The sequence below is a fragment of the Camelimonas sp. FR25 genome (genome assembly GCF_059740505.1).
Genome location: NZ_JCAWFG010000078.1, coordinates 37,117 through 51,352 on the forward strand (window position 1 = coordinate 37,117; position 14,236 = coordinate 51,352).

Consider the following 14,236-nt stretch of genomic DNA (forward strand, 5'->3'; position numbering starts at 1 on the left):
CGGCGCTGTCCGGCGAGCCGCAGCTGCTGGCTGGCCTGAGCTGCGTGCGATGGGATGCGGTGGACAAGCCCCTTTCGCCATGCACAGACGCACGGCGCGTCCGTTCGCCTTGAACTGCCTACCAACTGAGCAATTGCTTTCCCGGCCAAATCTGCGAACCATGCCCCCAACGTACAAGGCTTAAGGGTTGTCATGGGGAAGCGTATCAAGCGGCTGATGGTCGCTAACCGGTCGGAAATCGCCATTCGCGTCTTTCGCGCCGCCACGGAACTGGGCATCGAGACCGTCGCGATCTATGCCGAGGAGGACCGGCTGTCGTTGCACCGGTTCAAGGCTGACGAGGCCTACCGGGTCGGCGCGGGCAAGGGGCCGCTGCAAGCCTATCTCGACATTGGCTCCATCATTGAGGTGGCCAAAAAGGCGCGGGTGGACGCCATCCACCCTGGCTATGGCTTCCTGTCGGAGAGCCCCGAGTTCGCCGAGGCCTGCGCCGCCGCCGGCATCATCTTCATCGGCCCCTCGCCAGACACCATGCGCCAGCTCGGCAACAAGGTGGCGGCGCGCAATCTCGCCATCTCCGTTGGCGCGCCGGTGATGCCGGCCACCGATCCCCTCCCCGACGATAACGCCGAGGTGCTGCGCCTTGCGGCTGACGTCGGCTACCCGGTGATGCTGAAGGCCAGCTGGGGCGGCGGCGGACGCGGCATGCGACCTATCACTGCCGAAGAGCAATTGCTCGACGCCGTGGCGGCGGCCCGGCGCGAGGCGGCGGCCGCCTTCGGCAAGGACGAGGTCTATCTGGAAAAGCTGGTGCGCCGCGCCCGCCACGTCGAGGTGCAATTGCTGGGCGACGCCCATGGCAATCTGGTGCATCTGTTCGAGCGCGACTGCACCATCCAGCGCCGCCACCAGAAGGTGATCGAGCGGGCGCCTGCGCCCTATCTCGATGACGCCGCCCGGCTGCGGCTGGCCGAGGCCGCTCTGGCCATCGGCCGCGCCGCCAATTATCGCGGCGCTGGCACCGTTGAGTTCCTGATGGACGCCGATAGCGGCGATTTCTATTTCATCGAGGTCAATCCGCGCATTCAGGTCGAGCACACGGTGACGGAGGTCGTCACCGGGCTGGACATCGTCAAGGCGCAGATCCGCATCGCCGAGGGCGGACGTATCGGCGAGATGGAAGAAACCGGCATTCCGCCGCAGGAGAAAATCCGCCTCGCCGGCCACGCCATGCAGTGCCGCGTCACCACTGAGGACCCCGAGCGCGGTTTTGCGCCGGACTATGGCCGCATCACCGCCTATCGCGGCGCCTCGGGCTTTGGCGTGCGCGTCGATGGCGGCACCGCTTATTCCGGCGCAGTGGTAACGCCCTATTACGACGCCATGCTGGAGAAGGTCACTGTCTGGGCGCCCAAGCCGCAGGAGGTGATCGCCCGCATGGACCGGACGCTGCGCGAATATCGCATTCGCGGCGTCGCCACCAATCTGCCGTTCCTTGAAGCGGTGCTGGCGCATCCTGACTTTCAGGCGATGAATTACACCACGCGCTTCATCGACGACACGCCAGCGCTGTTCAATCTGACGCCGCGCCGTGACCGCGCCACCAAATTGCTGCGCTCGATCGCCGATGTCACCGTCAACGGCCACCCCGAAATGAAGGGCCGCGCCATCAATGGCGAGCATTTGCGCACGCCTGTGCCGCCGGTGTTCCAGGGCGAAGCGCCGGCTGGCACGAAGCAATTGCTCGACCAGCTCGGCCCGCGCGACTTCGGCCGCTGGATGCGCGAGCAGAAGCGCATCCTGATCACCGACACCACCATGCGCGACGCGCACCAGTCGCTGCTGGCGACGCGCATGCGCAGCTACGACCTGATCCCGGCGGCCAGCGCTTACGCCACCGGCATGCCCAATCTGCTGTCGCTGGAGTGCTGGGGCGGCGCCACCTTCGATGTGGCCATGCGCTTCCTCACCGAGGATCCGTGGGAGCGGCTCGCCGCCATCCGCGCCCAGGCGCCGAACATTCTGCTGCAGATGCTGCTGCGTGGCGCCAATGGCGTCGGCTACACCAATTATCCCGACAATGTGGTGCAGTTCTTCATCCGCCAGGCGGCGGAGGCTGGCGTCGATCTGTTCCGGGTGTTCGACTGCCTGAACTGGGTCGAGAACATGCGCGTCGCCATCGACGCGGTGGCCGAGGCGGGCAAGATCGCCGAGGGCGCCATCTGCTACACCGGCGACGTGTTTGACCCGGACCGGGCCAAATATTCGCTGAACTATTACGCCGGGCTGGCGAAACAGCTCGACGCCGCCGGTTGCCACGTGCTGGCGATCAAGGACATGGCCGGCCTGCTGCGGCCGCCGGCGGCGCGGGCGTTGATCGCGGCGCTGCGCGACGTCACCGATCTGCCGATCCATCTGCACAGCCATGACACCTCGGGCGCCGCCAGCGCCACGGTGATCGCCGCCATCGAGGCGGGCGTTGATGCGGTGGACCTCGCTTCCGACGCCATGTCTGGCGCGACTTCGCAGCCCTGCCTCGGCTCGGTGGTTGAGGCGGTGCGCGGCACGGAGCGCGACGCCGGGCTCGACGCCGACGCCATCCGCCGCATCAGCTTCTACTGGGAAGGCGTGCGCGCCATGTATGCGCCGTTCGAGAGCGACCTGCGCTCGGGTGCGTCCGAGGTGTATCTGCATGAGATGCCCGGCGGGCAATTCACCAATCTGAAGGAGCAGGCGCGCTCGCTCGGCCTCGAGAGCCGCTGGCACGAGGTGGCCCGCGCCTATCGCGAGGCCAATGATCTGTTTGGCGATATCGTCAAGGTGACGCCCTCCTCCAAGGTCGTCGGCGACATGGCGCTGATGATGGTGGCCCAGGGGCTGACGCCGGAGGATGTGCTCGACCCTGAGCGCGATATCGCCTTCCCCGGCTCGGTGGTGGAGATGCTCAAGGGCGATCTCGGGCAGCCCGTCGGCGGCTGGCCAGAGGCGCTGCAGAAGAAGGCGCTACGCGGTCAGCAGCCGATCACCGTGCGGCCAGCCTCGCTGCTCGGCGCGGCGGATCTTGCGGCGGCGAAGGCCAGGGCCGAAGCCGATGTCGGGCGGCAGATCGACGACCAGGAGCTGGCGTCGTGGCTGATGTATCCCAAGGTGTTCACCGACTATGCGAAGATGGCGGACGCTTATGGCCCGCTGGCGGCGCTGCCGACGCCGGTGTTCTTCAACGGCATGAAGCCTGGCGATGAGATTGTCGCGGAGATTGAGCCAGGCAAGTCCCTGATCATCCTGCTGCAGGCGATCGGCGAGCCTGAACCCGATGGCCATGTGAAGCTGTTCTTCGAGCTCAACGGCCAGCCGCGGGTGATCCGGGTCGCCGACCGCAGTCGCGTGGTCGCCACGGCGCGGCGCAAGGCCGATGATGGCGACGCCAGCCATGTCGCCGCGCCGATGGCCGGCGCCGTGTCGTCCATCGCCGTGCGCAAGGGCCAGAAGGTGGAGGCTGGCGCGCCGCTGCTGACGCTGGAGGCGATGAAGATGGAGACGACGCTGAACGCGCCGCGCGCTGGCGTCGTCAGCGATATTCTGGTGGTGGTGCGCGACAGTATTGAGGCCCGCGATCTGCTGCTGGTGCTGAGCTAAGTGGTTTGGGGGCGGCTGGCGATGCGCCGCGCCGCCCCCACGTCCGACATTGCGGACGCGGCGCCGCCTGAACGGGCGCAGTTAATGGAAACCGTGGCAAAACGCCTTTGAAAAAAAGCTTGTCCAGAAAGACACATGCCGGTCCGAAGTCGCGCTTTAAACAATTGATTTTTAACAATAAATAAACAACCTGCCGGCCAATAATCCCCCTCTAATTTATCGGTTTCCGCCAAGGCGTCTGGTGCCAAACCGCACATCAGCAATGGCGCGAATCCGGTTGTATCGCCTCAAGCAATAATGCTTCCGGGGATCAGAAAATGAGCGCAATCAAATCCATTGGCTCGATCATGTTTGCAACGCCCATCGGCTGGGCGATCATGGCTGCGGCCCTGATCGTGGTGTTCGCCATGCAGCGTTGAGCGCCCCCGCGCTGCCGCCAGTGTGCATGGGGCGAACGTAGGCGCACAGGCGCTCGCCCCAACGCTAACGGGCTGGAACGGCGGTTGTGCGGGGTCACGCGCCAACCCGTCTCGCGCGACCCTTTGGACGTCTGCGCACCCCGCCAGGTCATCTGCAACGCCTCTGCAACTCCCGCTCCCTGTCTGAATTTTTTGTCGCGAGGGCCGTCGCCAGCAAAATCTGGCGACTGCGCCCACGCAGACAGCGGGTATTTTTCAAATAGTTTGCAAGGGGTTGATCGCAACGCCAACCGCCGACCACACTCCCTCCAACCCGCCAGCAGCGGGCGGTGTGGCAAGGTCGGGAGACTGGGGCGATGGCGCGCAAGGAGCAATTGCGGCTCGGGGCATTTCATTATCTGTCAGGCCATCACATCGCGGCGTGGCGGCATCCGCAGGCCTCCCGCGATGACACTCTCGCCGACCTGGTGCGTTTCGCCCGGCTCGCCGAGGAGGCCAAATTTGACGCCGTGTTTCTCGCCGACAGCGTCGACGTCAGGCTGCTGCATCCGGAAGGCGCCGCCCGCAAGGCGCACACTGGCGCCTCGCCCTTCGAGCCGCTGACGCTGCTGTCGGCGCTCGCCGCCGCCACCAGCCGCATCGGGCTGATCGGCACCGCCTCAACCAGTTTCAGCGACCCATACAATCTGGCGCGGCAGTTCGCGTCGCTCGATCATCTGAGCGGCGGACGCGCCGGCTGGAACCTCGTCACCTCCAATGACCCGGAGGCCGCGCTCAATTTCGGCCACAGCGCGCCCATAGCGCACGCGCAGCGCTATGCGCGGGCTGAGGAATTCGTCGACGTGGCGCGTGGGCTGTGGGACAGCTTTGAGGACGGCGCCTTTGTGCGCGACCGCGATAGCGGTGTGTATGTCGAGCTCGAGCAGATGCATGTGCTCGACCACCAGGGCGCCCACTTCCGCGTCAAGGGGCCGCTCAACACGCCGCGCCCACCGCAGGGCCATCCAGTGATCGTCCAGGCCGGCTCGTCCGAGCCCGGCAAGGAGCTGGCGGCGCGCACCGCCGAGGTGATCTTCACCGCCCAGCAGACGCTGCAGGAGGCCCAGGCGTTTTATGCAGACGTGAAGAGCCGCCTCGCCCGCTACGGCCGCCAGCCAGATGAACTGAAGATCATGCCAGGGGTGTTCCCGGTGATCGGGCGGACCCGGCAGGAGGCCCAGGACAAGTTCGACCAGTTGCAGGCTCTGGTGCAGCCGGACGTTGGCTTTGAGCTGCTGCGGGTGCAACTGGGCGTCGACCTGCGCGGTCACGATCCCGATGGGCCACTGCCGGAATTGCCGCCGACCCTCGCCAGCCAGAGCCGCCAGGCCCTGGTGGCGGAATTGGCTCGGCGCGAAAACCTCAGCATCCGCCAGCTCTATGAGCGCATCGCCGGGGCGCGCGGCCACTGGCAGCTGGTGGGCACAGGCGTCGATATCGCGGACCAGCTCGAAGAACGCTTCGTCAATTTTGGCGCCGATGGATTCAACCTGATGGCGCCGACCCTGCCTGGCGGGCTGGTGGATTTCATCACGCTGGCGTTGCCAGAGCTGCGCCGTCGCGGACTGTTCCGCACCGAGTATGCCGGCAGCACCCTGCGCGAGCATCTCGGCCTCGTGCGCCCGCCCAACGCCCTCGCCGCCCGCAAGCGTCGTGACGCTGACGCCGCCGCGTGACGCCGACCGTCGCGCCTCCCCGTCCAGAGCGGCGCGCCTTGCCGTGCCTTGCCTTGCCTCCGCCTTACAGTTTTTCGGGGACCCGCCATGTCCATTGCAGTCAATACGGTGCACGCGCTCAACAGCGCCAGACCAGATTTCCGCGCGCTGTTTGCTGACATCCGCGCTGGCGCAGCCCAGCGCGACAGTGAGCGCATCCTGCCGTTCGATATGATCGACAGGATCAGGTCCAGCCGGATCGGCGCGCTGCGCCTGCCCCAGGCCATCGGCGGCCACGGCGCCAGCAGTCGCGAGCTGTTTGAGGTGGTGATCGCGCTTGCCGCCGCTGACCCGAATGTGGCGCATATCCTGCGCAACCATCTGTCTTTCGTCGATCGCTTCACCCTGCCGCGCGGCGCCAGCGATGCGGCGGTGAAATATTTGCCGCAGATTGCAGCGGGGGCGATTGTCGGCCTCGCCATGACCGAGCAGGGCGCGGGCAAGGTCGGCGGCGGCGTCAGCACCTACGCCACGGCGCTGACGCCAGACGGCGACGGCTTCCGCCTGAACGGTCGCAAGTTTTACAGCACCGGCGCGCTGTACAGCGACATTCTGCTGGTGCGCGCTACTGGACCGGATGGCCGCAATCTGTCGGTGTTGCTGCCGTCTGACCGCACAGGCGTGGAGCTGGTGGACGACTGGGACGGCGCCGGCCAGCGCCTCACCGGCTCGGGCTCGACCATTTTGCACAATGTGCGCATTGAGGCGGATGAGGTGTTGCCCGACGAACCCGGCGCTGGCTTTGGACTGGCTTACAGCAATTCGCTGGCGCAATTGCTCGTCACCGCCATCGTCGCCGGCATTCTGCGCAATGTCGCCGAGGACGCCCGCGAGCTGGTGCTGAGCCGGCGCGACCGCAATTTCTATTATTCCAGCGCCGACAGGCCGCAGGATGATCCGCTGCTGCAGCAGATCATCGGCCAGCTCGACGCCGACGCCTGGACTGCGGAAACGGTGATCCTCGCCGCCGCCGACGCCCATGATGAACTGGCCGGCGCACGCAGCCGGGGCGACGACGATGAGGAGCTCGCCCATGCCTTCGCCGTGCAGTCATCCCGCGCCAAGCTGATCGTGGATGAGCTGGCCCTGCGCGGGGCGACGAAGCTGTTTGACGTCGGCGGCGCCTCCGCCACCCAGCGGGTGCGCAACCTCGACCGCCACTGGCGCAACGCCCGGACGCTGGCGTCGCACAATCCGACCACGCTGAAGGCCCAGGCTCTCGGCGCCTGGCGGCTCAGCGGCGAGCCATTGCCGCGCCTCGGCTTTTTCTGAGCCGGCATGGGCGCGGCAAGGCCCGCGTCAGCATCTTCGGGCGCGCGCCTCGCGCTGCGCGCCTGCCCTGTCGCACACGCATGCGGGAGACCCAGGCCATGGGCGAACGTCAGCTGCATCTTAACGTCAATATTCTCACCGCTGGCTTCTTCAACTCGGCCTGGCGGGTGACGCCCCAGGGCGCGAGCGCCTTTATCGATGTCGACCATTATGTGCGCGTGGCGCAATCTGCCGAGCGCGGCGCCTTTGACGCCATTTTCCTGGCCGACGTGCCGGCGATCACCGAGCGCCCGGCCTATCGCCCGTTTTACGCGCTGGAGCCCACGGTGGTGCTGGCCGCAGTGGCGCGGGCCACCAGCCATATCGGGCTGATCGCCACCGCCTCCACCTCCTACAATGAGCCGTTCAATATCGCCCGGCGCTTCGCCAGCCTCGACTTGGTCAGCAAGGGCCGCATCGGCCTGAATGTGGTGACCACCGCCGACCCGCAGGCGTCGCAGAATTTCGGCTTCGACACCGTGTCCGGCCATGCCCTGCGCTACCAGCGGGCGGCCGAATTCACCGAAGTGGTCAAGGGCCTGTGGCACAGCTGGGACGACGACGCCTTTATCGGCGACCAGCAAAGCGGCGTGTTCGCCGATGAGAGCCGCATTCACGAGCTGAATTTCCGTGGCCAGTTCTACACGGTGCGCGGTCCGCTGAACGTGCCGCGTTCGCCTCAGGGCCATCCAGTGATCGTGCAGGCCGGCGGCTCCGCTGATGGCCGCGAACTGGCGGCGCAGCACGCCGAGGCGGTGTTCTCGCTGGCCAACACCATCGCCGAGGGCAAGGCCTTCGCCGACGACATCCGCGCCCGCGCCGCCCATTATGGCCGCACAGGGGACGACATTGTCATCCTGCCCGGGCTGGCCACCGTGATCGGCGCCACCGAAGCCGAGGCGCGGGCCCGTGAGGACTGGCTCTGGTCGCTGGTGCCCGATGACGCGGCGAAATACCGGGTCGCCAGAATGCTTGGCGTCGCGCCGGAGGTCCTCGACCTCGACCTGCCCTTGCCGGCGGATCTCCAGATTGAGGCGGATGGCTCGCAGACATTCGCCCGCGCGCTGATCGCCCTGTCGCATGAGAAAAAGCTGAGCGTGCGCGCGCTGTTGCGCCATATCGGCGGCGGCATTGGCCATCGGCTGATCGTTGGCACGCCGCAACAGATTGCGGATGACATCGAGGCCTGGTTCCGCGCAGGGGCAGCCGATGGCTTCAATCTGATGCCGGATGTGACGCCGGATGGCCTCGACGTCTTCGTCGACGAGGTCGTGCCGCTGCTGCGCCGCAAGGGCATCTTCCGGCATGGCTATGACGGCGCGACGCTGCGGGCGCATTTTGGCCTGGCCCGGCCAGTGGCGCGGCGGGCGTCGACGCCAGCGGCATCCGCCGCAGCGTGACCTTGAATTTGTCCCCGACGGCCAGGACAAAATCGTGTGGCGACCAGCGGGACCCTGTGCCGCCGCAGATGCGAAAGTTGCGTTGACAGAGTAGCGGCGGCGCATGACTTGCCATTACAGTTGCAACCCTGAACGCCCAGCGCCAGGGAGGCCGCCATGACACGCCTGACCGCCAAGGACTTTCCAGCAGAACTGCTCGAACTCTACGACTTTTATGCGCATGGACGCATCAGCAAGCGCGACTTTCTTGAGCAGGCGGGGAAATTCGCCATTGGCGGCATGACCGCAGCGGCGTTGCTCTCCAGCCTCAGCCCGAACTATGCGCAGGCGCAGCAGGTTGCGTTCACCGACCCGGACATTATCGCCGAATACATCACCTACCCCTCGCCCGAGGGACACGGTGAGGTGCGCGCCTATCTGGTGCGTCCGGCAAAGGTGGAAGGGCGTGCGCCTGGCGTCGTCGTCGTGCACGAGAACCGTGGGCTCAACCCCTATATCGAGGATGTGGCGCGCCGCGTGGCCAAAGCCGGTTTCATTGTTCTTGCGCCAGACGGCCTCACCTCAGTCGGCGGCTATCCTGGCAATGACGAGAAAGGGCGCGAGCTGCAGCAGAAGGTCGACCCGACCCGGCTGATGAATGATTTCTTCGCCGCCATCACCTTCTTGCGCGCCGACCAGCGCGTCAACGGCAAGGTCGGCGTCACCGGCTTCTGCTACGGCGGCGGCGTGGCGAATGCGGCGGCGGTGGCCTTTCCGGAGCTGGCGGCCGCGGTCCCGTTCTATGGTCGCCAGGCCCGCCCCGAAGACGTTCCGCGCATCAAGGCGCCGCTGCTGCTGCACTTCGCCGAGAAGGACGCCAACGTCAACGCCACCTGGCCCGCCTATGAGGCGGCGCTCAAGGCCAATGGCGCCGTGTATGAGGCCCATATCTACCCAGGGACCAATCACGGCTTCCACAATGATTCAACGCCGCGCTACGACGAGGCGGCGGCGAAGCTCGCCTGGGAGCGCACGATCGCGTGGTTCAGGCGTTATCTGAGCTAGGGGGGCGGCGGGCTGTCGGCGACGCCGGAACGGGTGATGGCTGAGGGGCTCATCGAAATGCTCGCGGAGACAAGGGGTTGCGCCAAAGAGCGAACCGATCTCGCTCTGGCCAGGTCGTCAGCGACACGAGGATTTTCCGCATCGTAAAAGCGGATCGGTCGCGCATCTCCGGGGTTACCCAGAATCTCACCGGACGCACGTTCTGTCTAATGGCCCCTTGGCTCAGGCCAGGCCTTACGGCGCTAGCCGCCAGCCCGCTGGGCTATTGTTGCGGCTGCTCCCCTTGCCGCGCTGATTGTGCGTAACCAGTCAGCCCAGCGCCGACAACGCGTGGATGCCCGTGACAAGCACGGGCATGACGGAGGTTCCGGCGATCTGATTGAATGCGCAGAGCGAGCCATTTGGCCCAAACGTCGGCGACAATGTCCATGCGCCCGACGGCGGCGCCAGCGGCGCGCGGCAAAGGCGGCGCGCGGCAAGCGCGGCGCGCGGCAAGGGCGGCGCGGGTTGATCGACTGGCAAGCGCGAGACAAGCCAGTGTGCAGATCAGAATGTCAGGGCTGGATATGGATGGCGGAGAGGGGGAGATTCGAACTCCCGATAGGGTTGCCCCTATGCCGCATTTCGAGTGCGGTGCATTCGACCACTCTGCCACCTCTCCGCAAAACACGAGGTGCAAACCTGTGGTGTGGGCGCTAGGTACACGACGCTCCGGGAGGGATCAAGGGGCTTTGTGACGGGGGCGACACTTTCCCACATTCGCACACAGCTTCGCCCTGAGGCGCTGCCTGCAGCGCGCCGGCATGGGCCGCTCGTGTGCGCCACCATCGGCGCGGCGTTGCGAAGGCGCGCCGGGTCAGGATCCGGAAGGGTTGAGCGCGGGCTTCGCTCTTTCCCGCGCGCTCGTCCACGCCTGCTCGTCAGACCTACGCCTGTGATCAGCCGCGCGTGGTTCGGCGCGGGGCGGCACATGCATGCGCTGGCCTTGGGCAGCCGATCAAACTTACTGGCGCAAGCGCGCATTTCGGGAGCTGTCGTGCGTCAGGCGGCGTCAGAGCGGCGTCATGGCGACGGCGCAAAGGCCGCGGCGCCGATTTCACGGACGCCGTCCATCAACGCGCGCACCATGAAACGGTCTGGCCCGACCAGTGACTGGCTTTCATTGACGAACAGGCCGTTGATGCACACGAGGTCAACAGCCATGGCCGACAGATCCTCAATGCTAAGCCAGCCGACGCCATAACCGGCGACGCCAACGCTGAGGCCGAGAGCCTTCATCACTGCGAAATGCTGGGCGACGGCGCGCGGATCAAGGACGGTGGCGCGGCGCCCTGCGATGGCGGCCGCATGTGGGCCAGCGGGGTCATGGTTCACCCCGGAGACCGCATCTTGCTCCGCCGCGAGGACGTGCGACGGCGTATGCGCGGGTTCTGCGCCAGAAGGCGACGGCCGGAAGGCGCTCTCATCAAGGGTGATCGACAGCCGCCGCCCGACGCCAGGATTGGCCGCCAGCCACGCCGCAACGGCTCCGCGCCATTCCGCGCTCATCAAGGTGGTGGCCGCGACGCGCAGCATGATGTGGGCCGTTGCGTCCTGGGCGAGTAACCGGACCGCCTGCTCCAGCATGCGCTGGTCAAGCAACAGGGACAGGCCGGCCTGCCCGGCCGCCGGAACCAGAACGCCAGGACCCATCATTGCGCCGGCCTGTCCGCCGGCGCCCGTGGCGCAGCCGGCGATCGGCAGCGCCTCTTCCAGGCGCAGTCCGGCGCCGCCGAGCTCCACCATGGCGCGACGGCGCAAGCTCACGCCACGTCCGTTGAGCAGAGAAATCAGATTGGGAGCGACGGCTGGCTGGCGCGCTTTGGCGCGAGGCCGCGCCTGTGGCGCGAGCACTGCGAGCATCTGGCTGCCATCAGCCGCGATGCGCGCCGCCTGCTGGGCGCGCTCCAGCATGGCGCCAGCGCCAACCTCCCCCCCGGAGGCGGTGACAAGGCCGATATGGGCGACCACGTGCTCACAGCTGCCCTCGATACTGCGCGCGACAGCGATGGCGGCCTGTCGGCCCTGGCTGTCGTCGCAGCCATTGAGAATGATGGCGAACTGGCCGGGGTCGAGCGCCGCCACCACGTCGGTGCGGCGCAAGCGGCGCGAAATGGCCAGCGCTGCGGCGTCCATCACCTCAGGCGACGAGACGGTGACGCCAGGCTGCTGCGGCGACAGCAGGCAATGCGCCACCGAGACCGATCGCAAGCCACGCGCCGGATCATGCAGCATGGCGGCGAGGGTGCGCAGCACGATATCGCGCGACGGCTCCAGCCGGCGGGTCAACAGTTCAGGCTGCGGCTGCCGGCCGTCGATCGGCGAGGCCCGCATCACGCCCTCGGCGCGGAGCGGGCGGCCATCGGCGCCGGCAAACCAGCGGCCACGCTCTTCGATCAGCGTCAGGCCACGACCATTGTTAATGACATAGCGGCAACGAAACGGCGCGCCCTCGCCATGGTCGACGCCGTCAGCGCCGTCGATCACCGCGCTGCGGCTTTCGCCCGACCCCGGCACAATCAGCGCGCTCCATGCCTTGCCGCTGGATGGTTGCCGCCGCGCCGCGAGCGCCCGCGTCGCCGGGCCCCAGATCAGCTCATCAGTGGCGAGGTCCCATTCCCACGTGGTCATGTGGCAGGCGGCGAGGCCCTGGCGCGGATCGAGCGCCCGCTCTTCCGGCATGGGCGAAACCGGGCGTCCAACGGTGGCGGCGCTGGCCGCAGCCGCCGCGCCTCCCCCATCGCCATGTGGCTCGGGTCGCCTCAGCTGCAAGGTATGGCTGATTTTTCCGAATATGCCGCGCATCACCTGATCCCTTCGCAGGACCAGGGCGCCAGACGGTGAAGCGTCGCGCCGTCAGGGGGATCGCCGCCCCCAGTTGGTCATGCAAGATCCGCATGTTGGCCAGCGCAGTGCTAACAGCCCGTAAAGGCCTGGAAAAAACCACATATTGTCACCGCTGTCCCCTGGGCCGGCGGCTTCACAATCTGCTGAGAGGCTGAATCTAGCCTCAGACCATCATGCCGCCGCATTCCCTGGCCCGGCAGGCGGCGCAACGCCGGCGCGCCGCATGCCGCGCGGCACGCAAAGAAAAACCCCGCACGCGGAGCGGGCGGGGCTGACATGTCGGCCTCCCCAGGGACGGAGAGGCTTGCGGCGCGCGCGCCGGATCAGGCGTCCGAGCGGGCCTTCAGAACCTGGCGACCACGGTACATGCCGGTCTTCAGGTCGATGTGGTGCGGACGGCGCAGTTCGCCAGAGTCCTTGTCCTCGACATAGGTCGGGGCAGCGAGGGCGTCGGCGGAGCGGCGGAAGCCGCGCTTCATCGGCGAAGTCTTGCGTTTTGGAACGGCCATGTGAATCTCTCGAAGCGTTACAGTAACGTCGGCCCGTGCGGCGCCGTTACTGCGACCGCGATCAGAACCCGTTTCAATGGGGATGCGGGCTTATACAGGCTTCACGCGCCCTTGACCAGCCCCTCGCCCCTGAGCGCGCGATTCATTTGCCGTGCGGCGCGCGTCACGTCAAGTCGCAGGCGGCCACGCGACCGCCGTCACAGACATGGCAGGGTCTGCTGTCGCGCCCGCGCGGCGATCCGGCCAGTCCGCGTCGCCACATAACGCGATGGCTTGCCGGCGTTGTAGATGAGGGGATTGGGCAGCACGGCGGCGAGGCGCGCTGATTCCTGCGGCGTGAGCTGGCTGGCGCTTTTGTTGAAATAGCGCCGCGCCGCCGCCTCGGCGCCAAACACCCCATCCCCCCATTCGGCGACGTTGAGGTAGAGCTCCATGGTGCGGCGTTTCGACCAGACCAGATCCGCCGCCATGGCCAATGGCGCCTCCAGCGCCTTGCGTAGCGGCGAGCGACCAGACCACAGCAGCAGGTTCTTTACCGTCTGCATGGTCAGCGTCGAGGCGCCGCGCGTCGGCAGGCCATCTTCGTCCAGGGTTTTCAGCGCGTTACGCATCTCCACCCAATCGACGCCGCCATGCTGACAGAAGCGGGAATCCTCAGAGGCGGCGACCGCCAGGGGCAATGACGGCGCGATCCGTTCCAGCGGCGTCCAGATGCGGTTGACCGGTTCGCCAGTGAACCAGCGCGCCAGCATCAGATTGGAGACCGGCGGCGCCACGGCGTAGAGAAAAATCAGCCCTACAGGCACGGCTACAAGAATGGCGAGCACCAGCATCACGGCTCCGACCGCACGGCGCAGCAAAGAGCGTCGTCGTGGATGGCTCATGGGGCTTGCGCCGCCGTCCGTGTCGCTGCGTGCGTCGTCGCCTTGCGTCGCCGCCACGCGCGGCTGTGCACGGGCGCTGCGTCCCGCGCTGCTACGTTTAGCTGGTTCGCCCTGTTTTCTGGCCGCCACAAGCTGCCGCGCCTCCTGTCCATCAGCCTGATGGCTTCTGAAAGAAGCTCATCGGCGCCTTAAGTTTTTGCGATCGCCTGCAGCGTGGCGCATGTGCGCCCGAAGTCACCGCCAGCGCACCCCGGGTGCCCCCCGCAGCCGCTTTGCGCGGCCTTGGCCCAGCACGGCGCCACGTTCCGGCAAAGGAGGCCGCTCGCCTGCGGGAACTATGGCGGATCCGCCGGCGCCGTCCGACTTACGAGCGGCCTGCGAGCGACTTGCAGC

At 66.9% G+C, this 14,236-nt stretch carries 8 protein-coding genes and 1 tRNA gene; 5 read left to right on the plus strand and 4 right to left on the minus strand.

Annotated features, from left to right (window positions below):
• Positions 1–192 precede the first annotated feature (192 nt).
• The 5 genes from pyc (at position 193) to yghX (ending at position 9,564) form a co-directional block, all read left to right on the plus strand.
• A complete protein-coding gene (pyc, locus tag AC6A67_RS09780) occupies positions 193–3,636 on the plus strand; it encodes a pyruvate carboxylase (protein ID WP_498036368.1) in 3,444 nt (1,147 codons plus the stop codon).
• Between the two features lie 775 nt (positions 3,637–4,411).
• Entirely contained in the window at positions 4,412–5,770 is a 1,359-nt protein-coding gene (locus AC6A67_RS09785) for an LLM class flavin-dependent oxidoreductase (RefSeq protein WP_498036369.1), read from the plus strand.
• Positions 5,771–5,857: 87 nt separating this feature from the next.
• Positions 5,858–7,081, plus strand: coding sequence for an acyl-CoA dehydrogenase family protein (locus tag AC6A67_RS09790; RefSeq protein WP_498036371.1), 1,224 nt, complete (start codon positions 5,858–5,860; stop codon positions 7,079–7,081).
• Between the two features lie 98 nt (positions 7,082–7,179).
• Positions 7,180–8,520 (plus strand): LLM class flavin-dependent oxidoreductase, encoded by a 1,341-nt coding sequence (locus AC6A67_RS09795; RefSeq protein WP_498036372.1) that lies wholly within the window; start codon positions 7,180–7,182, stop codon positions 8,518–8,520.
• 156 nt (positions 8,521–8,676) lie between these two features.
• Entirely contained in the window at positions 8,677–9,564 is an 888-nt protein-coding gene (gene yghX / locus AC6A67_RS09800) for a YghX family hydrolase (protein ID WP_498036373.1), read from the plus strand.
• A gap of 571 nt (positions 9,565–10,135) precedes the next feature.
• Here yghX and AC6A67_RS09805 read toward each other — a convergent pair.
• The 4 genes from AC6A67_RS09805 to mtgA form a co-directional block, all read right to left on the minus strand.
• Positions 10,136–10,225: transfer RNA gene (locus AC6A67_RS09805), tRNA-Ser, on the minus strand.
• Positions 10,226–10,626: 401 nt separating this feature from the next.
• Entirely contained in the window at positions 10,627–12,408 is a 1,782-nt protein-coding gene (locus AC6A67_RS09810) for a hypothetical protein (RefSeq protein WP_498036374.1), read from the minus strand.
• Positions 12,409–12,773: 365 nt separating this feature from the next.
• Positions 12,774–12,959: a 50S ribosomal protein L32 gene (rpmF, locus tag AC6A67_RS09815; protein ID WP_498036375.1), complete on the minus strand. Its 186-nt coding sequence runs from the start codon at positions 12,957–12,959 to the stop codon at positions 12,774–12,776.
• A 197-nt stretch (positions 12,960–13,156) separates the two neighbouring features.
• The gene (mtgA, locus tag AC6A67_RS09820; protein ID WP_498036376.1) at positions 13,157–13,792 is read right to left on the minus strand and encodes a monofunctional biosynthetic peptidoglycan transglycosylase; all 636 of its coding nucleotides are present in this window, start codon (positions 13,790–13,792) and stop codon (positions 13,157–13,159) included.
• Positions 13,793–14,236 lie beyond the last annotated feature (444 nt).

What these genes read in the sequence shown, in the direction of transcription:
- pyc (WP_498036368.1), top strand. Translation starts at nt 193, where the DNA reads ATGGGGAAGCGTATCAAGCGGCTGATGGTCGCTAACCGGTCGGAAATC.
- AC6A67_RS09785 (WP_498036369.1), top strand. Translation starts at nt 4,412, where the DNA reads ATGGCGCGCAAGGAGCAATTGCGGCTCGGGGCATTTCATTATCTGTCA.
- AC6A67_RS09790 (WP_498036371.1), top strand. Translation starts at nt 5,858, where the DNA reads ATGTCCATTGCAGTCAATACGGTGCACGCGCTCAACAGCGCCAGACCA.
- AC6A67_RS09795 (WP_498036372.1), top strand. Translation starts at nt 7,180, where the DNA reads ATGGGCGAACGTCAGCTGCATCTTAACGTCAATATTCTCACCGCTGGC.
- yghX (WP_498036373.1), top strand. Translation starts at nt 8,677, where the DNA reads ATGACACGCCTGACCGCCAAGGACTTTCCAGCAGAACTGCTCGAACTC.
- AC6A67_RS09810 (WP_498036374.1), bottom strand. Translation starts at nt 12,408, where the DNA reads ATGCGCGGCATATTCGGAAAAATCAGCCATACCTTGCAGCTGAGGCGA.
- rpmF (WP_498036375.1), bottom strand. Translation starts at nt 12,959, where the DNA reads ATGGCCGTTCCAAAACGCAAGACTTCGCCGATGAAGCGCGGCTTCCGC.
- mtgA (WP_498036376.1), bottom strand. Translation starts at nt 13,792, where the DNA reads ATGCTGGTGCTCGCCATTCTTGTAGCCGTGCCTGTAGGGCTGATTTTT.